Source organism: Paenibacillus sp. cl123, from assembly GCF_900101595.1.
GTDB lineage: Bacteria > Bacillota > Bacilli > Paenibacillales > NBRC-103111 > Paenibacillus_G.
In genome coordinates this window covers 165,158-182,308 of record NZ_FMYY01000006.1, presented here as the reverse complement: position 1 = coordinate 182,308, position 17,151 = coordinate 165,158, and the positions used below count along the sequence as shown (strand labels likewise).

Below are 17,151 nucleotides of genomic sequence, written 5' to 3'. Positions count from 1 at the left end.
GCCTGAATACAATCAAGCCGGTTTGGGACTAAGAGATTTCTCTACGCAAAAAAGTCTTGGCCTGTGACCTGCACTTCCATTATGAAACATGCAGATGAATAGGCCAAGACATTTTCATGCATGATGGTGGCCGTCAGACCATGGAACAGCGTCTTAATTTTAAGTAACAACGGATGTCCACACACAAGCCCTTGGCTTAGTCCGCCGATTAAGCGCATGTATATGGTTTTTCGTACAACTTCCCCATTCTGGCGATCGGTTGGGTATGTTTTATACGGTTTTTCGTACAACTTTCCCACTTAGGCTGGTCAGTCGAATGAGTTTTATACGGTTTTTCGTTCAACTTCCCCATCTGGGCTGCCAGTCGGAAGAGTTTTATACGTTTTTCCATCCACCCTTCGTACTTGCCCATCAATGATGCGTTTTCTACAAATGGAAGCGTAATCGGACCGACCTATCTCTGGGACGGTCTGTTTCCGTCTATTTAACCGCTGCCGCCGCTCCGCGAGGCGATCCAATCTTCGCGCAGACAGCCCCACGCCGCAAGCTTGGCCTCGAAGCTCATAGCTCTGGCCGGACTGGAGGACGGCAGCGTGCGATAGACCCGCCCTCCTTCCGGCTCCGGCCCCGCGAAGCGCACATGCTTGCGGTACAGCTCGGCGGCCGCGCTGCCGTTGAAGTACACATAGCTTACGCGCGGATACCGCTCGAACAGCCCGGCGAAGTCCTGGACCTCCGGTCGGCGGATAGCCGAATCCAGACTGCCTTTCCGCTCGCAGGAGCGGAGCACATCCCACAGCGCTATTCCGCGTGATAGAGCGAAGCGCAGGCGATCCTCATAGGCGGCAGCGGGCTCGCCTCCATCCAGCAGCGCGTACAGCAGACGCCAGAATATATTTCGCGGATGACCGTAATAGCGGCCCGCCCGCAGCGAAGCCTCCCCCGGCATGGAGCCCAGGATCAAGAGCCGGGAATTGTCGTCGATCTCCGGTCCGAAGCTTACCTTGAACGAATCGGAAGCGGATATGTCACCGGACCCAGGCATCGCGGTCCCCTCCCTTCCACTTACCCTTTAGTCGGAATCTGCCGTCTCCAAGTTAAGGAGCCCGTCCAAAGCATGCTCCAAGTAGGGGTCCGCGTGTATGAATTGGCGGAACTGCTTGTATTCCGCCGCAAGCTTGGCCCGCTCCGCCGGAGCCGGCGGTTTGCCGGCTTTCACCGCGCGGATCAGCAGGTTTTTGGGCGTATGCTCCAGATCGATGAATTCCATCAGCTGCGTGCGGTAGCCGACCAGCTCCAGCAGCTTGGCCCGCAGCGCATCGGTAGCGAGCGCCGAGAATCGTTCCTTCAGAATGCCATGCTGCAGCAAGGGCGACAGCACCTCGCTTTTCACCTGAGCGAACAGCTCATGCTGACAGCAGGGGACGGACAAAATGACCGAGGCGTTCCATCTGACAGCCTTGTCCAGCGCCGCATCTGTCGCCGTATCGCAGGCATGCAGGGTTACGACCATATCGACCCTCTCCAGCTCGTCGTAATCGGCGATGTCGCCCACCAGAAACCGCAGCCGTTCATAGCCGAGCCGCTGAGCCAGCCCGTTGCAGAACCGGATGACATCTTCCTTCAGATCAAGCCCGACGATTTGGATGTCCAGCCCCCGGCTGACGTGCAGATAATGATACAAAGCGAAGGTCAGGTAAGATTTTCCGCAGCCAAAATCGATGATGTGCAGCTTCCGGCCTTCAGGCAGATGCGGCAGCACATCCGCGATCATCTCCAAGAACCGGTTGATCTGACGGAACTTGTCGTATTTTTTGGCCAGCACCTTGCCCTCTGCATTCATAATGCCCAGCTCCACAAGAAAAGGAACCGGCACTCCCTCCTCCAACTCGTAACGCTTCTTCCTGTTGTGCGCCTGCGGCAACCCCTCTGCGGCCTGCTTCGTGGGCGGCTTCTTCAGAACCGCCAGCTTGCCCTTCTTGCTGAGCAGCACCTGGTAGTCGGCTTCGCCCGCTTGAAGCAAGCCCTGGCGAAACGAGCTTCCGAGCCAGTCCGCCAGCTTGCGCGCCGCCTCCGCCTGCGGGACATTCTCATGCTGCACCTTGGTTCCGATGTAAGCGCTGAATTGATAGAACGGCTCTCCCTTTAGCGCTATCGGCTTTACTGTTACCTTCCCCGCACTGCCGGCCTCCTTGGACCGGGGCTGGCTAAGCGTCGCTTGAATCAGGCTCTGATCGCCCACCAATCGGTCTGTCAGTTCGTACAATTCCTGCATCATGTCTACTCCATTCCGCTATCGGGCGCAGGATCGTCCGCACGCCCGAATCTGATCTGAAAGGTTGTCCCCTTCGGGCTCGTCTGCCAGGATATTTTGGCTTGATGGCGCGCCGCAATGCTGAAGCAAACGGCCAGCCCCAGGCCCGTCCCTTGTTCCTTCGTAGTAAAGAACGGCGTTCCGATCTTGGCCACGACTTCTTTATCCATGCCATGCCCCTGATCGGCAACCTCCAGCACGACTTCTCCGTCCGCTCCTAACGAAGTGATGAGCTGCAGCCGGCCGCCCGGCTCCATCGCCTCCAGCCCGTTCAAGGCCAGATTGAGGATCATCTGCCGGATCTCCTTCTGATCCAGCCGGAGCTCCGGGCCATCGGAGAGCTCCAGCTGTACCTCCTTGCCTCCAAGCGTCGCCTCCGCCTGAATCAGCGGGTAGATCGCTTCGATGACATCGTTCAGCCGGCAGGCTTCCCGATCCGTCGTCTTGTTTTTGGCCAGCGCCAGAAATTCGCTGATAATATCGTTGGCGCGGTCGAGCTCTTGGATCATCACTTCGAGAACGGCGTCGCTCGGCAATTGCCTACGCTTGCCCATCAGCTGCAGGAAACCGCGCACCGTGGTCATCGGATTGCGGATTTCATGAGCGATACCTGCCGCCATCTCGCCAATCAGATGGAGCCGGTCGAGCCGGCCCATTTCCTGCTCGAGCTGTACGCGACCGGTAATATCGATGATCACTACGAGCAGACACGGCTCCTCGGGCGTATCGATCGTCTCTGTCGAAAGAAGTCCGGTCCGCACCTCTCCCGTCCGGGAGCGGTACTGCACCTTGACATTGCTGAGCCCCCGATTGAGGCTGCAGTCGGAAGAGAGCTCAATCTCGGCTCCCCCTTCCGTCGTCAATTGAAGCTCCTGAGGACTTGCCACCATCTCTTCCAGCGCATAACCCGTATGCTGCCGCCAGCTTTCGTTCACATCCAGATAGCCGTAGTTCCGCAGCGAGATAAGCGCCATCAGGCTGGGGCTAGCTTGAAAGATTTTATAGAACTTCTCATGCGAATTGCGGACCTTCTGCAGCATCCGGCGCCGCTCCGTCATATCCTGCACATACATATTCACACCGCGCGAGCCGGGGTAAACTCTGACCTCCACCCATTTATCTATCAAATGGGAGTAAACCTCCCGGCGCAGCGCCTCACCCCGCCGGATGGACTCCTTCATAATCTCGTATCCGACGGATTCCTCCTTCGGTATGAATTCCCACAATGAACGGCCCAGCGCACGATCCCTCGAGACGCCCAGCTGCGCTTCGGCTGAAGCATTCAAATAGATAATGTTCCACTCGTTATCCAGCGCGTAGAAGGCATCGGTAATGCTCTCGAGAATATCGTTGATCCGGTCGTAAGAGAGCTGAAGCCGAGCATTGGCTTCCTTCAAATCCCTCGTGCGCTGATCCACGGCCAGCTCCAGACGGGCGAAGCTTTGCTTGCGCTCCGTGCTGTCTCTCACCGCACAGACATAAACCGGCCGGTCTTCTACGAACGCAAGCCCGAGCTGCAGATCGGCCGGGAAGGACATGCCGTCCTTCCTGATTCCCACGACCTCGGCAGCCGCCGAGACATGGCCGGACAGAACGCGGCCCGACGCTAGAGGTCCGCCCCAGGTATGGCCGAAATCGGAGAGCAGAGATGATACGTGCATGCCTTTGCTCTCGTCCAAGCCATACCCGAACATACGAATTGAGGCGGGATTGGCCGCCAGGATGACCCCTTCCTCGCTCAAGGTGAAGAAGGTATCGATCGACGTGTCGCCGATCGCCCGGGCCATGGCCTCCGCTCGCATTAGCCGGCGGGAGGATGCCAGCAGCCGCTTGTTGGCCGCCTCCAGCTCAGCCGTGCGCCAGCTGGTCAGCTCCTTTTGCTGCTCCAGCTCTACGCGGTATTTATACATGGATACAAAATGTTCGACCTTCAGCTGCAGCACTTTCGGGTCGAACGGCTTGAATATGAAGTCGATTCCCCCCACCTCATACCCGCGCAGCATATGCGCCTCAGCCTGACTCAGCGCCGTTACGAATATAACCGGTATATGCTTGGAACGTTCCCTGGATTTGATGATCTCCACGGTTTCGAAGCCATTCATGCCCGGCATTTGGATATCCATCAGAATCAGAGCATAGTCATCCTGCAGCAGCTTGCGCAAGGCTTCCTCGCCTGTACTCGCTGTGACCGCCGTATAACGATCGCCTTGCAGGATGGAAACCATGGCCAACCGATTCTCGGGACGGTCATCTACGATTAAGATGTTCACTTGAGACAGCGCCATGTCGAATTCTCCCGTAACCTTTATTCGTTGGAATCCCCTCAAGGACTTTGGTATTTTTTCACTCTATCTCCACTTAAGTTCGATAACGCCTGCTTACTATCCTTCCCCTGCCTGGAAAAAGCAAAACAACAAAAAAGGTTCACCCGCCCGCAGAGGTGAACCTTCAAGACTTAGCTGTAACGCGAAATCAGCTCTTTCAGCTGGCCTGCCACGGTCTGGACCCCGCGCCGCAGCTCCCCGCCAGGTATCGTAACGCGCACCAGACTCTCATCAAGCCCCATCTCTTCGGCGAACAAACCGCGCAAGCCGCGTGCCTTCCGGTCGATCTGGAGCATCAGTTCCAGGTCTGCGCCCCGAGGGAAGAACAGCACCTCCAGCTCATCGAGCTTGCCTCTGAAATGCGTCGTCGGCACGAACTCGAACTCCTGCACGAACGGCAGCGCCCCTCCCAGCCTCGGCGCGTAATCATTGGTCACCTCGCGCAGCCGGAAGCCCAGATTATCCAGCGCGTCGAGCACCGTCTGAATCTCCTGGTTCGGCAGCACTTGAATATAGTCCCGGTCCGTCGGATCTACCGCTTGGCTGATGTCGAGCCCCGTCTCCACCCAGACCGGCGCTTGGCGCAAAGTGATAGGCATCTGCTGCGGAAGCGCGAAATGGAACGGAATTTCCTTGTTCTCCCCCGGATTCAGCGTAAACGCTGCAGACAGCTGGTATTTGGCGATAACGGCCTCATGGGTTACCTTGGAATCATTATGCTCCCTGACGTAACTCGTCTTCAGGTACAAATAGATGTTCTCCACCCGCTGCTCCGTCTGCCCGCCCTGCACCCGGACTCTGCCGCTTATCGTCCCGTCCACAACTACCTGGGCAGAATCGAGCTCGGTGTCCACCTTCGCTGAGCCGATCCCAACGCTGGCCAGCATTTTTTTGAAAAAAGACATAGTTTGTCGCCTCCCTGGATTAAACCCCGGCGTACCGTGCCCGCAAAGTCGCTGCCGGATACGCGTTTATGCGTATGATACGTATCCGGGCAACAGGCGGTTTCATGTCCGGTCTACGGCTTGCGGCTAACGGCTGCGGCGTTTCCTCCAGATCCGGTAGCCCCGGCGCACCGTATCGAGCAGCGGCTCCGGCATCCGAAGCCGGCTGAGCCACGGCCGGTAGAACCGGCCATACGCCCGCTTGAGATCGTCCCACATCAGGCATGGCTCCTGCTTCAGGAAGTCGGAAACATCGACGACCTTGCCCCGTCCGTTCTGAAGCATCACATTTTTGCCGTGCACGTCATGCGGATTGAGCCCCACGCTGCGCGCGTAGCCCAATGCCAGATCAATGTCCATAATAACCTGCCGCGGGATCGGAATCCCTCTGAGCAGACATTGATAGAGCGTGATCCCCGTCAATCGCCGCAGCACCAAATAACCTGCGCCGGCGTGCAGGCATTCGGAATAAGCCGGATGACGGCCGAGTCTCCGGTATACCTCCGCTTCTTCCTCTATACCCGGTCTGCCGGGCGCATACACCTTGACGACAAGGTCCGGCTGATCCGGATGCACCAGGACGGCGGCGTAGTTGCCTACGCCTAACGTCTTCCATGGAGCCGGCACCCGGTGTACCCGGACGGGCTCGTGCTGCTGCTCGCTCGCGATCACAAGCTCCGGCAGCAGCTTCGATTCGATCTCCCGTATGAACCGCTGCATGCCCGGGAAATCCGTGTCCTCCCCGGCGGCTCTGCTTTCTTCCTTACCCATACCGCTATAGTCTTCCTTCCCTGCCCAGTTCCGACCGGCATCGTCCGGCGGCCTGTGCCAAAAGCGTGCGTCCTTTTTCTTGTATTGTATCACAAGCGCGCAAGGACCGCAGTCCTCATTCACCCTCTCCCGGCTGCCTGTCATCTGCCCCGGCGCCTGTTGTCCGCCGCTGTCCCCGTTAAAATTTGGCGCATAGGGACATTCGAACATACGCCAGGTTCCTGTACGTCATACGATAACCTAGACTTCCACAATAAAGGAGAGTGAAGTTCCATGGCATATTGTCACAACTGCCCGCCTCTAAGCCCGATCGTTACAGCTCCAACGCAGGTGTACAACAACTTCTACTACCCGCAAGCCCAGCCTATCGTGCATCCGGTTGAGGTGATCAACCAGCATCATTGCGTCCCTGTTCCTCAGCATTATGTGACCTACACTGAAAAGGATGTCGTTGTCAGCAGCGTCAAGAAGCGGAAAAAAAGAAAGTAATGCTTCTATGCTAAGTAAAAAGCGGGAACAGGAATAGCCATTCGGCTATCTCCAAGCAGCTGAGCTTCCTTCACCGGCCTGCCGGCACAGTCGAAGGAAGCCCAGGCTGTGGGGCTCTCTTTATCGTGAAACGCTGAGGCAGACGCGGACATCTCTATGGAGCCGACAAATCGCCAAAAAGCCGCAAGCGCTTGAGCTTGCGGCGGGTTCATACACGGTCATGGCGGCCTCGGCGGAGGACCGCGCTTACTCCTGCTGCATCGGCTGCTGGCTGTACAGCGCCGCCTCATCCTCGGCCAGAGACTCCGCCGCCCGTTGTAGCGGCTCCTGATTGTCGCTGTCCGCGGCTTGATCCAAAGCCCGATGAGCCTTCCCAATGGCCGTTTCCGCTTGGCTGATCATCTGCTGGGAAGGATGGGACTGAGCCTGCTTCACGGCATGATGAGCTTTCTCTACGGAATTCTGCGCTTGCGAGATCGGATTTTGCGACTGCAGGCTGGAATCATATTCGAACTTTGTCATCTCACACATCTCCTTCTTCATGCAAGTCAATGCTGTTAATGTGAGTTAAAGGAGGCTGTTTTATACGGCGTTCGCTTCTTCTAGTCCAGCCGGGAGCCGAGCAAGCGATCCTCCTGCATCCTCGCCGTTACATAAGCCGCATCCCCTGCGGCGCCGGCAATCAGCGCCGAGCTGCGCGAGCGCTGCCAGGGCAAGCCGAGGTAGTACAAGCCAGGAACGGGACTCACGCCCTCGGTATGCAGAGGGCGGCCATCGCCATCCAGCGCCCCGTCTACGCGAAGCCAGCTATAGTCGGGGCGAAAGCCCGTAGCCCAGATGACGTTGGCCACCTTCAAGAGGGAGCCGTCCGCGAAGCGAATATCGCGGCCCTCAGCCCCGCTCACCCGCGGCATAAGCCGGATAGCTCCACGCCGCAAGCTCTCCGTCAGCTCGCGGCCGAAGACCGGGTCCCTCTGCTTGCGCAGCCAGCGTCCCATCAGCGACTGACCGGACGCCCTGAGCAGTCCCAGCCGATCCATCCAATGGAAGATGCTGCGCCCCAAGAAGCGCAGAGGCAGCACCCGAATCGGCCCGGAGGCCGACAGCAGCACCTCGCGCCCCTGCCCGGACAGCTCCACAGCGATCTGAGCGCCGGAGTTGCCCGCTCCAACGACCAGTACAGGGCCTGCCTGCAGCTGTGCGGGATGCCTATATTCGCTCGAGTGGAGCTGAAGGACGCCCTCGTCCAGGGAAGCGGCGGCCTGAGGCACCGCCGGCTTCTGGAAAGGTCCGGTTGCCGCAAGCAGCTGCTCGGCATACAGCGTTTCACCGTCGGCCAGCTTCAGCCGGAACCGTCCTTCATGCCGCTCGGCCTTCACGACCCTGGCTCCGTAGCGGATGGGCAGCTCGAAGCGCTCTCTGTAAGCCTGTAAATAATCGGCCACCTCATCCTTGGTCGGGAAGCCGTGAGGATCTCCGCTCATCGGAAAACCGGGAAGACCGTCACAGCGGCGCGGGGTAAACAGCGTAAGCGAATCATATCGGCTTCGCCAACTGTCTCCAGCCTGCCCGGCCCCATCCAGACCGATAAACGATACCCCCTGCTTTCGCAAATGATAGGCGGCCGCCAGACCAGCCTGACCCGCCCCTATGAGAATCGTCTGGTAGGATTGTTTTGCCATGGCGTTCAACTCCGCTTCGTCCTGGGGTTATTGGTTGTCTTATACCTTCAGCTCGCTGTGCCGGATCGAGGAATCCTCGACCTGTATCGTCGAATGCCGGATGCCGAACTGTGTTTCTATCCTCTGAATAGCTTGCTGCAAAACTGCCCGGTAGTCGGCTCTGTCGTCGATCAGCAGATGACAGCTGAGCGAATCCATCCCTGAGGTGATCGTCCATATATGCAGATCATGCATGTCACGGACGCCTTCGATGCTTCGCAGAGCCGCTTCCACAGCTGCAGGCTGGACCCTGGACGGCGTGCCCTCCATCAGAATATGGACGGTCTGCTTCATGACGCCCCAGGCTCCCTTCAGAATAAGCAAGGACACGATGACGCTGATGACAGGGTCTGCCCAATACCAGCCGAACGCCCATACGACCAGGCCTGCTGCGATCGCTCCGACCGAGCCGAGCGCATCCCCCATGACGTGCAGGTAAGCGCTGCGCATGTTTACATTGCCTTTTACATCCCCCTTGCGCATCAGCGCCCAGGCGCTGAGCAGGTTCGCGATCAGCCCCACTGCCGCGATCAGCATCATGGAGCCGCCGGCTACTACAGGCGGATGGGAGATGCGTTCATATGCTTCCCAGATGATAAAGCCGGCGATAGCGAATAGCGTGATCCCGTTAAATAAGGCCGCCAAAATTTCAAATCGGTAGAAGCCGTACGTCTTAGCTGCCGAAGCGGGCCTGGCTGCAATGCCGATGGCGATCAGGCTAAGCGCCAACGAGCTTGCATCGCTGAGCATATGCCCGGAGTCCGACAATAGAGCCAGGCTCCCTGTCCATAGTCCGCCGACGAACTCCAGCAGCATGATGCCCGCTGTCAAGATCAGGGCGATGAGCAGCCCCTTCCGGTTGCCGTCCCGTCCGAGATCAAAATGATGATGCCCGCCTATCCCGTGGTGGTGGTGGTGGTGATCATGGCCGTGACCATGGCTGTGACTGTTATCGTGGCTATGATCGTGATCATGGTCATGCTCATAGCTGCTATGAGCATGGCTTTCCGCTTGCTGATGATCATGGCTGTGCTCACAAGCGACGCCGCTCCTTTGAGTATGGCCCTGTTCGTTTTTCCCCGCTTCATTTGCATGATGTTCTTGTCTGCCTGTATGGCTGTGATTGCCTCCGCGGTTGCCCATAATTCTTCCTCTCCTCGTTCCGAACTGTTCGGGGTGTATATGACTTTAATAAATATAACATATGAACATGTATTCATATATTATATTATGCGGAATCCCCTCCCTTGTCAATAATTGTTTGGCTCCACCCTCACGGCCGATCCATTTTATGGAGCTATTGTAACGGGGACGCTTACCTTCCGGTAACTACCTGAAAAAAATGTGCATACTTTTAACTCGAGATAATTGCCGTTACACTCATGAATAAAGGAGGGGTCACATGAAAACCCTGGTGATTGTAACGCACCCAAGCATTGAAACGTCAACCATCAACAGACGGCTGGTAGCAGAATTAAATAAGTTTCCGGCAAAGTATACCGTCCATGATTTGCACAAGACATACCCGGACGGAAACATTGATGCAATGAGCGAACAGAGACTGGTAGAGTCGCATGGCAATCTCGTTTTGCAGTTCCCGGTCTTCTGGTTCAATTGCCCGCCGCTGTTGAAAAAATGGCTTGATGAGGTATTAACTTACGGCTGGGGCTATGGCTCGGGCAACGGAAACCAAATGAAAAACCGAAAAGTCGCTCTAGCCGTGTCAACCGGGATAAGTAGAAAGGAATATAGTCCGGACGGGAAATACAAATATGCGTTAACGCAGCTGCTAGCACCGTTTGAAACGACGTTCCATTACTGTCATTCAGACTACCGCTCATTCTTTGCCGTTTATGGAAAGGAAGGGGACGACGTGTCCACAGTCGAAGACAACAGACCGACGACCGACGTATTGGATGAGAGCGCACATGAATATCTTCGCTTTATAGACGCTATGTAAGGCGTAAACCTTTCGGAGGATTACTCCAGCCTTCTGTTTTTCTCTCCCCACTCACACATCATATGTAAAATTGGAATGACCGAGTGCCCGAGCTCCGTTAAGGAGTATTCAACTTTCGGGGGGATTTGGGCATACTCTTTGCGCAGAATGAGGCCGTCAGCTTCGAGTTCTTTAAGCATGATGCTTAACGTCTTGAAAGGAATGCCGTAAATTCTGCGCAGCATTTCATTGGGGCGTAGAACATTGTGCTCGGCCAGACAGTATAGAATGGTCATTTTATACTTGCCGCCAATAACGGACAGCGTATAACCGAACCCGGTTTCTTTCTGATTCACGCCATACGGAACACAGGTCCCACGATTAACATCCATAGAAATGACACTTCCTTTGCTGTTATTTAAAAATTTCAATAACCTCACGTTCCGAACAAGGAGCGGCGGATGCTCCAAAAGACCCGGAAGCAGCCGGATGCTCCCGGGTCTCCTAATAGTGCGGCCTAGAACAAATCAAGCTGACGCGGCGCCATCGGTTCCGTCGGCATGCCGAGCAGCTTCATCAGCTCCAACCCGTTCGAGGCCGCGTCCCCTCCCGAATTGTTGTTGAAGATGAGGCAAATTTCTTTGCACTGCTTCTCGAGAGCAAGCAGATGATCTCTCCATTCCGCCAATTCAGCTTCGTTGTACCGGTACAAATACCGGACCTCCCGCCAGTTGGGTCCTCCGCCTTTATTCCAGTTCGCCGTATTCCGGCCATGCATCCTTACAATCGTAACCGCATCATTCGTCGGAGCTAGCACAGTCGGTACCGAGCCTTCTCCGGCCTGGGGCTCGTCGCAGATGCTGTGAATCCACCCTTCGCGGGTCATAAACGTCAGCGTCTTATCCCGCATCTGAGGCGTGAACCAGCTTTGATGACGGAACTCCAGCGCCACCGGAATGTCCTCCATCCTCATCTTGGCCTCGCGCAGCAGCTCCACATTCACCCGATTGCAATCGAACCAGGGCGGGTATTGAAAGAGTACGCACTTCAGCTTCCCTGCCTCCAGCAACGGCTCTATGGAACGCCGGAAGGCGAAAAACATCGACTCCGTGTCATCGAACGGGATCTTTCCCCGGGAGTGGCCCGTCATGCCTTGATAAGCCTTCACGACAAACGCGAAGTCCTCAGGCGTGCTCGCCGACCACCTGGCAAAGTTCTCCTGCGACTGAACGGCATAAAAGGAGCTGTCCACCTCCACAAGCGGGAAGAAGCGGCTGTATGCTTTGAGCTTAAGTTTGGCATCTAGGCCGGGGCCATACAGATCGTCGTGGTCGCCCCAGCCTGTAAGTCCGATACGGATCATTCCGATCCCCCCCTTCTGCAGGCAGCGTCCGGCATTCCAAGGCATGGCTTAAGTCCTTACTTTGGGGCCGGCCGCATCCTGACGCCTTGTATTTCGTATACTTCGTATGATCGAATCCGCTATTTGCCGAAGGAGCGATAACCTGTGCCTATCGACGATATACATCCATCCTACCATAGTCCGGAATCCCGGGAAACGCTGCAAACCTTGCTGCAGGACATTACCGCATGGGAGAAAAGCCAGAAGGATCTCTGGTTTTGGGAAAAAATCGGACGGCTTCCCTTCCAGCTGCTGGACCGTCTCACTCCCCAATCGATCCAGAAAAAGTTAGGCGAAGCCATGGACGAGGTCGGCAGCTATGTGCAGACCGGCGGGCAATATCTGGTATCCGAGCAGGGCGTGCTGACGCGCCTGTCCCAAGAAGCTGACGCTCTTGGCGGAGCCTGCCTGCCGGACGAGCCTCTGACGCTCGCTCATGTCCGCAGCGGTCTGCCTCTGGCCGTCATGGACAAGGCGGCCCGCCAGCTCGCCCAGAGCAGGATCGCCTTCGCTACCGCTCAAGGGGCGACGACCGGCTTCGGCGGCCTGTTCACGCTGGCCATCGACATCCCCGCGATTCTCGGGCTCTCTTTGAAGACCATCCAGGAAATTGCGATGACCTACGGATACGATCCCAAGGAAAAAGCGGAACGCGTATTCGTCATCAAATGCCTGCAGTTTGCCTCCGCCGATATTGTCGGCAAAAAGGCCGTGCTCGAAGAGCTGGCCGACTTCGGCAACGATCAGCGTCAGCGCGAGACCTTGTCCCAGCTGCAGGGCTGGCGCGAGGTTGTCGCTGCTTACCGCGACAATTTCGGCTGGAAGAAGCTGTTCCAGCTGGTGCCGATCGCCGGGATGCTGTTCGGCGCGGTGCTCAACCGCGGCACTCTCCAGGATGTCGCGGAAGCCGCCACCATGCTGTACCGCAAGCGCCGCATACTTGAGCGGCTGGAGTTGCTGGAGCGCCTGACGGACTAGCGCGGCGCGCTCGCGGCCCGAGGCTTGGGCAAAGCTGCCTGAGGCTCGCCGAGTCCATCCGGGCAGCTCCGGCCACGGCAGCTCGCCTAATCCCGCCTAAGCAGCTCTGACCCTCGGCTTGTCCGGCTCTCCTCCCGTTTTTGCGAGGAATCCCTTGCTTCCCCTTACCCGTATCTGCTGCCATCGCCTCAACCGGTTGGCAGGCATGTATGGAACCTGCCCATGAAGAGGCTCGAGGCTCCTTTCGCCTAATCGGACAGCTTCTGTGCCTTAGCTCTCGTCTCTCCAGGTCGAATCGTGCTGCAAATAGCGCTTTCTTGCGGTCATATTCATAGGATCGTGCGGAAAACCATTATATTTACTGTCGATTTTGTGTATTATAAAGAGTAATAGATTTAGGCAGTCCCTTAGAGAAAGGTTGGAACCCACATGGAGACGACGAAACCGCTACCTGCCACATCCGGCAATTTCATCAAACAAATCATTATCGACGATCTGAAGACCGGTAAAGTTAATGAAGTAGTCACCCGGTTCCCTCCGGAGCCGAACGGATATTTGCATATCGGCCATGCCAAGTCAATCTGTCTGAACTTCGAGCTGGCCGACGAATTTGGCGGACGCACGCATCTGAGATTCGACGACACCAATCCGGTCAAGGAAGATACCGAATACGTCCAATCCATCCAGGAGGACGTGAAGTGGCTCGGCTTTGAATGGGAGAAGCTGTTTTTTGCCTCCGATTTTTTCGAGGAAATGTATGCGCGGGCGATCGTGCTGATCAAGAAGGGCAAGGCTTATGTATGCGACCTGACAGCCGAACAGATCCGGGAGATGCGCGGCACGCTGACTTCACCGGGACAGGACAGCCCTTACCGCGAACGGAGCGTAGAGGAAAATCTGGACTTGTTCGAGCGCATGCGCAAGGGCGAGTTCGCGGGCGGGGAGAAGGTGCTGCGCGCCAAGATCGATATGGCTTCCCCGAACGTCAATCTGCGCGACCCGGTCCTGTACCGAATCGCGCACGCGCATCATCACAATACGGGCGATACCTGGTGCATTTACCCGATGTACGACTATGCGCATCCTCTGGAGGATGCGATCGAGGGAATAACCCATTCCATCTGTACGCTTGAATTCGCCGACCACCGCCCGCTGTACGATTGGGTTGTCCGGGAATGCGAGATGGCTTGCGTTCCGCAGCAGTATGAGTTCGGACGGCTGAACGTGACCAATACGGTCATGAGCAAGCGCAAGCTGAAGCTGCTGGTCGAAGAGAAAGTCGTAGACGGCTGGGACGACCCGCGGATGCCGACGATCTCAGGCTTGCGCCGCAAAGGCTACACACCGGAAGCAATCCGCGAGTTTTGCCGCGAGATCGGCGTCGTGAAGAGCAATAACAGCACGGTCGATGAGAAGCTGCTGGAGCATTTCATCCGCGAGGATCTGAAGCTGAAGGCGCCGCGGACGATGGCCGTCGTACAGCCGCTTAAGGTCGTGATCACCAATTATCCCGAAGGACAGGTCGAACAGCTCGAGGCGGAAAATAACCCCGAGAATGAAGCGATGGGCAGCCGTCAGATTCCTTTCTCCCGGGAGATTTACATCGAGCGGGATGACTTCATGGAAGAGCCGGTCAAAGGCTACCACCGCTTGTTCCCGGGCAATGAAGTCCGGCTCAAGCATGCTTATTTCATCAAATGCGAGGATGTCGTGAAGGATGCGGACGGCAACGTGATCGAGCTGCACTGCACGTATGATCCGGAGACCAAGAGCGGCAGCGGCTTTACCGGCCGCAAAGTGAAAGGGACGATCCACTGGGTGGAGGCCACGCAGGCGAAGCCCGCCGAGTTCCGGCTGTATGAGCCGCTGATTCTCGACGAAACGGCCGGGGAGAGCGACGACTTCCTCAGCAACCTTAATCCCAACTCGCTGGAGACGCTGCAGGGCTTTGTCGAAGACAATATGAAGGATGCTAAGCCGCAGGATAAATTCCAGTTTTTCCGCCACGGGTACTTCAATGTCGATTCCAAGGATTCGGGCGCGGAGAAGCTTGTCTTCAACCGGATCGTTTCGCTGAAAAGCTCGTTTGACCCTAAAAAATAAGCTGCGGCGTTAAAGACGTCATACAAACAGGCCCCTCTCGAAAAGACTCTCGGAGAGGGGCCTGTTTGTATTTGCACATGAACCGGGCACGGGAATTACCGCGCTCGCCTCAGCCTGCGAATCACGCTGATGACGGCCAGCACCAGAGTCACGGCCCAAGTAAACATCAGCGCAATACCTAGTCCGATATTGGCGTCCAGATAGTTATGGCGATAATCGTCGTAGGCGAGATAAGCCAGCGGGAAGGCGAGCACGACGAACAGCAGGAGCATCCCGGCAGCCCGCTTGCCCCGGCGGTTCGGGAGCGTTCTCCATATCTCAAAGTGGGCGGCAGCCAGCACCAGAAGCGTAAGCACAATCTTGGTCATCCCTTTCGGACACCTCCTTGTATTCATACAATACCCGGATGCCGGGCAGCGCAATCTCCTCTGGGAAAACTTACAAGTATGGCAACCCCTACATGCTAACGGCCGCTGCCGCGCCTCTCACTTAACCGCCCAGCTGTTGAATCCGGGTCAGCGTCTCCGTGATTTGATTCATCGTCTGCATAAGCGGAGAATCGGCAAGCTTGCTTAGATCAATTCCGGTATTATTTTTGATGCCTTCGAAGAAGATATTGACTTCCTTCAACAGCGTTTCATTATAGCCGACCAGCTGCTTGTGAACGTCCCGGGCAAAGGCAGGCGCCTCGATTCCGTTAAACTGGACGATAGCCGTCTTCAAAGCTTCGATCTCGCTCAGCAAGTTTTGCCTGACGGCAGGATCTGTGGCCGCTTCCCGGGCCATGGCGGGGACCTGCTCGGAAAATGTCTTGATTCTCTCGACATAGGTTGTCGCTTCATTCACATAATCCAGCGAGGTGTTCACTTCCTTCCAGAGGGAGCAGCCGGAGAGCAGGCCGCAGATCAGAATAAGACCAATTAGTCTGAATCCCCATTTCATCATAAGGGTTCCTCCTTTTAATTCCGGATACCCTTTCTTACTCCCAAGCGGCGGTTTGGTTTCATTCCTTATCCCTGCCCCGAGTGAAAGCCTGGGGAGGCGACGGCCGCAGCAGCCCGCCAGACGCCACCGAAAATCTGTGAACCGCAGTCATTCGGGAAAAAGAAAACGACCGCCCCTGGAAGAAATTCCAGCATTGCGGTCGTTCAAACGCTATCTGTTATCCGTATCTGCCAGGTTGGTGTCCATCATCGCACGGTCAATCCCTCTTCTCAATGCGATTGATCACAAGCGCCGAATTCTGTTCGGACATAAAGTCGTGGAAATGCTCCTCCGTCTCAAAAAGATACGTATCCTCTTCCGTGACAACCGTGTACAAAGCCTCTTCGTTCATCGTTGTCTACCTCCTTTGATATACGTTATGACATCATAAGGCGAAGAATAGAGCGCTTTCATAATATTACCACAAAATTCTAATTGTTTAAACATTAATATGACTTAACTGACGAGAAAACAACTAATTTGATATACTATTCCTAGGCAATCCTGTCCCGAGCACGCCCCAACTATGAATGCCGCAGAGATCCGCGGGCAGGCGGCGAGCAGGAGTACGCCGACTCTTGAGACGGAAGGATAGGATCCCATGTTTATCCACAGCATCTCTGCATTCGAAGAGGAGTTCAAGACGGAGAGCTCCTCCACACTGAAAGTATTTCGCGCGCTGACCGACGCCTCTCTCGCACATGAGGTAGCCCCGGGATACCGCACCCTGGGCGAGCTTGCCTGGCATATCGTGACTACCTATCATGAGATGCTGTCGCGCACCGGTCTTCGCTTTGATTCGGCGGACGAACATTCCGCTCAGCCTCAGACCGCCCAGGAGCTCGTCCGGGCCTACGAACAAGCGGCGCAGGCCGCTTCCGAAGCCGTCCGCACCCAATGGACGGACAGCTCGCTGGTTGAAGTTTCGGACATGTACGGGGAATCCTGGCCGAACGGCCTGACGCTCCATGTGCTGATCAATCACGAGGTTCATCATCGCGCCCAGATGACGATTCTGATGCGCCAAGCCGGGTTGAAGGTACCTGGCGTGTACGGCCCGTCCAAGGAAGAATGGGAAGCCATGGGTCAATAGCAGACGCTACAATCGATTAATTTTTCGCTTTTCCGTACGCAGAACCCGTCCGTTGTTGACGGGTTTTTGGCATTCCGCGACCATTGGAG

18 protein-coding genes are annotated in these 17,151 nt (G+C 56.3%); 5 read left to right on the top strand and 13 right to left on the bottom strand.

Going from position 1 to position 17,151, the window contains the following annotated elements; all coding sequences use genetic code 11:
- Nucleotides 1–484 precede the first annotated feature (484 nt).
- The 5 genes from BLR08_RS12800 to BLR08_RS12780 form a co-directional block, all read right to left on the bottom strand.
- Nucleotides 485–1,045, bottom strand: coding sequence for a DNA-deoxyinosine glycosylase (locus BLR08_RS12800; RefSeq protein WP_072329600.1), 561 nt, complete (start codon nucleotides 1,043–1,045; stop codon nucleotides 485–487).
- A 27-nt stretch (nucleotides 1,046–1,072) separates the two neighbouring features.
- The gene (locus BLR08_RS12795) at nucleotides 1,073–2,275 is read right to left on the bottom strand and encodes a class I SAM-dependent methyltransferase (protein WP_072329826.1); all 1,203 of its coding nucleotides are present in this window, start codon (nucleotides 2,273–2,275) and stop codon (nucleotides 1,073–1,075) included.
- A 5-nt stretch (nucleotides 2,276–2,280) separates the two neighbouring features.
- On the bottom strand, nucleotides 2,281–4,599 hold the full coding sequence (locus BLR08_RS12790) for a PAS domain S-box protein (protein WP_072329599.1): 2,319 nt from the start codon (nucleotides 4,597–4,599) through the stop codon (nucleotides 2,281–2,283).
- 170 nt (nucleotides 4,600–4,769) lie between these two features.
- Nucleotides 4,770–5,543, bottom strand: coding sequence for a sporulation protein (locus tag BLR08_RS12785; protein WP_072329598.1), 774 nt, complete (start codon nucleotides 5,541–5,543; stop codon nucleotides 4,770–4,772).
- A 126-nt stretch (nucleotides 5,544–5,669) separates the two neighbouring features.
- The gene (locus BLR08_RS12780; RefSeq protein ID WP_371117264.1) at nucleotides 5,670–6,563 is read right to left on the bottom strand and encodes a serine/threonine protein kinase; all 894 of its coding nucleotides are present in this window, start codon (nucleotides 6,561–6,563) and stop codon (nucleotides 5,670–5,672) included.
- Nucleotides 6,564–6,626: 63 nt separating this feature from the next.
- Here BLR08_RS12780 and BLR08_RS12775 point away from each other — a divergent pair, with 63 nt between their 5' ends.
- Complete coding sequence (locus BLR08_RS12775; protein WP_072329597.1) at nucleotides 6,627–6,842, top strand: hypothetical protein; 216 nt, start codon at nucleotides 6,627–6,629, stop codon at nucleotides 6,840–6,842.
- A 246-nt stretch (nucleotides 6,843–7,088) separates the two neighbouring features.
- Here BLR08_RS12775 and BLR08_RS12770 read toward each other — a convergent pair whose 3' ends face one another.
- The 3 genes from BLR08_RS12770 to BLR08_RS12760 form a co-directional block, all read right to left on the bottom strand.
- Complete coding sequence (locus BLR08_RS12770; RefSeq protein WP_072329596.1) at nucleotides 7,089–7,364, bottom strand: hypothetical protein; 276 nt, start codon at nucleotides 7,362–7,364, stop codon at nucleotides 7,089–7,091.
- An 80-nt stretch (nucleotides 7,365–7,444) separates the two neighbouring features.
- On the bottom strand, nucleotides 7,445–8,524 hold the full coding sequence (locus BLR08_RS12765; protein WP_072329595.1) for a flavin-containing monooxygenase: 1,080 nt from the start codon (nucleotides 8,522–8,524) through the stop codon (nucleotides 7,445–7,447).
- A gap of 39 nt (nucleotides 8,525–8,563) precedes the next feature.
- Entirely contained in the window at nucleotides 8,564–9,706 is a 1,143-nt protein-coding gene (locus BLR08_RS12760) for a cation diffusion facilitator family transporter (RefSeq protein ID WP_083536982.1), read from the bottom strand.
- A 259-nt stretch (nucleotides 9,707–9,965) separates the two neighbouring features.
- On the opposite strand from BLR08_RS12760, the gene BLR08_RS12755 reads away from it, so the two are divergent.
- Complete coding sequence (locus BLR08_RS12755) at nucleotides 9,966–10,523, top strand: NAD(P)H-dependent oxidoreductase (RefSeq protein ID WP_072329594.1); 558 nt, start codon at nucleotides 9,966–9,968, stop codon at nucleotides 10,521–10,523.
- Between the two features lie 20 nt (nucleotides 10,524–10,543).
- Here BLR08_RS12755 and BLR08_RS12750 read toward each other — a convergent pair whose 3' ends face one another.
- Together BLR08_RS12750 and BLR08_RS12745 are read right to left on the bottom strand one after the other, a co-directional pair.
- Nucleotides 10,544–10,894, bottom strand: a complete 351-nt coding sequence (locus BLR08_RS12750; protein ID WP_072329593.1) for a winged helix-turn-helix transcriptional regulator — start codon at nucleotides 10,892–10,894, stop codon at nucleotides 10,544–10,546.
- A 125-nt stretch (nucleotides 10,895–11,019) separates the two neighbouring features.
- Nucleotides 11,020–11,865 (bottom strand): DUF72 domain-containing protein, encoded by an 846-nt coding sequence (locus tag BLR08_RS12745; RefSeq protein WP_072329592.1) that lies wholly within the window; start codon nucleotides 11,863–11,865, stop codon nucleotides 11,020–11,022.
- 159 nt (nucleotides 11,866–12,024) lie between these two features.
- On the opposite strand from BLR08_RS12745, the gene BLR08_RS12740 reads away from it, so the two are divergent.
- On the top strand, nucleotides 12,025–12,882 hold the full coding sequence (locus tag BLR08_RS12740) for an EcsC family protein (RefSeq protein ID WP_072329820.1): 858 nt from the start codon (nucleotides 12,025–12,027) through the stop codon (nucleotides 12,880–12,882).
- A gap of 429 nt (nucleotides 12,883–13,311) precedes the next feature.
- Nucleotides 13,312–14,985 (top strand): glutamine--tRNA ligase/YqeY domain fusion protein, encoded by a 1,674-nt coding sequence (locus BLR08_RS12735; protein ID WP_072329591.1) that lies wholly within the window; start codon nucleotides 13,312–13,314, stop codon nucleotides 14,983–14,985.
- Between the two features lie 95 nt (nucleotides 14,986–15,080).
- Here the strand turns inward: BLR08_RS12735 and BLR08_RS12730 are convergent, their stop codons facing one another.
- From BLR08_RS12730 to BLR08_RS31680, 3 genes are all read right to left on the bottom strand, one after another.
- Complete coding sequence (locus BLR08_RS12730) at nucleotides 15,081–15,353, bottom strand: hypothetical protein (protein ID WP_072329590.1); 273 nt, start codon at nucleotides 15,351–15,353, stop codon at nucleotides 15,081–15,083.
- A gap of 121 nt (nucleotides 15,354–15,474) precedes the next feature.
- Nucleotides 15,475–15,930, bottom strand: coding sequence for a DUF6376 family protein (locus BLR08_RS12725; RefSeq protein ID WP_072329589.1), 456 nt, complete (start codon nucleotides 15,928–15,930; stop codon nucleotides 15,475–15,477).
- 256 nt (nucleotides 15,931–16,186) lie between these two features.
- Complete coding sequence (locus BLR08_RS31680; protein ID WP_256257540.1) at nucleotides 16,187–16,321, bottom strand: hypothetical protein; 135 nt, start codon at nucleotides 16,319–16,321, stop codon at nucleotides 16,187–16,189.
- Nucleotides 16,322–16,570: 249 nt separating this feature from the next.
- Here BLR08_RS31680 and BLR08_RS12720 point away from each other — a divergent pair, with 249 nt between their 5' ends.
- Nucleotides 16,571–17,062, top strand: coding sequence for a DinB family protein (locus tag BLR08_RS12720; protein WP_072329588.1), 492 nt, complete (start codon nucleotides 16,571–16,573; stop codon nucleotides 17,060–17,062).
- Nucleotides 17,063–17,151: the final 89 nt, after the last annotated feature.

What these genes read in the sequence shown, in the direction of transcription:
- BLR08_RS12750 (WP_072329593.1), bottom strand. Translation starts at nt 10,894, where the DNA reads ATGGATGTTAATCGTGGGACCTGTGTTCCGTATGGCGTGAATCAGAAA.
- BLR08_RS12795 (WP_072329826.1), bottom strand. Translation starts at nt 2,275, where the DNA reads ATGCAGGAATTGTACGAACTGACAGACCGATTGGTGGGCGATCAGAGC.
- BLR08_RS31680 (WP_256257540.1), bottom strand. Translation starts at nt 16,321, where the DNA reads ATGAACGAAGAGGCTTTGTACACGGTTGTCACGGAAGAGGATACGTAT.
- BLR08_RS12760 (WP_083536982.1), bottom strand. Translation starts at nt 9,706, where the DNA reads ATGGGCAACCGCGGAGGCAATCACAGCCATACAGGCAGACAAGAACAT.
- BLR08_RS12800 (WP_072329600.1), bottom strand. Translation starts at nt 1,045, where the DNA reads ATGCCTGGGTCCGGTGACATATCCGCTTCCGATTCGTTCAAGGTAAGC.
- BLR08_RS12780 (WP_371117264.1), bottom strand. Translation starts at nt 6,563, where the DNA reads ATGTTCGAATGTCCCTATGCGCCAAATTTTAACGGGGACAGCGGCGGA.
- BLR08_RS12735 (WP_072329591.1), top strand. Translation starts at nt 13,312, where the DNA reads ATGGAGACGACGAAACCGCTACCTGCCACATCCGGCAATTTCATCAAA.
- BLR08_RS12725 (WP_072329589.1), bottom strand. Translation starts at nt 15,930, where the DNA reads ATGATGAAATGGGGATTCAGACTAATTGGTCTTATTCTGATCTGCGGC.
- BLR08_RS12775 (WP_072329597.1), top strand. Translation starts at nt 6,627, where the DNA reads ATGGCATATTGTCACAACTGCCCGCCTCTAAGCCCGATCGTTACAGCT.
- BLR08_RS12765 (WP_072329595.1), bottom strand. Translation starts at nt 8,524, where the DNA reads ATGGCAAAACAATCCTACCAGACGATTCTCATAGGGGCGGGTCAGGCT.
- BLR08_RS12720 (WP_072329588.1), top strand. Translation starts at nt 16,571, where the DNA reads ATGTTTATCCACAGCATCTCTGCATTCGAAGAGGAGTTCAAGACGGAG.
- BLR08_RS12790 (WP_072329599.1), bottom strand. Translation starts at nt 4,599, where the DNA reads ATGGCGCTGTCTCAAGTGAACATCTTAATCGTAGATGACCGTCCCGAG.
- BLR08_RS12745 (WP_072329592.1), bottom strand. Translation starts at nt 11,865, where the DNA reads ATGATCCGTATCGGACTTACAGGCTGGGGCGACCACGACGATCTGTAT.
- BLR08_RS12730 (WP_072329590.1), bottom strand. Translation starts at nt 15,353, where the DNA reads ATGACCAAGATTGTGCTTACGCTTCTGGTGCTGGCTGCCGCCCACTTT.
- BLR08_RS12785 (WP_072329598.1), bottom strand. Translation starts at nt 5,543, where the DNA reads ATGTCTTTTTTCAAAAAAATGCTGGCCAGCGTTGGGATCGGCTCAGCG.
- BLR08_RS12770 (WP_072329596.1), bottom strand. Translation starts at nt 7,364, where the DNA reads ATGACAAAGTTCGAATATGATTCCAGCCTGCAGTCGCAAAATCCGATC.
- BLR08_RS12755 (WP_072329594.1), top strand. Translation starts at nt 9,966, where the DNA reads ATGAAAACCCTGGTGATTGTAACGCACCCAAGCATTGAAACGTCAACC.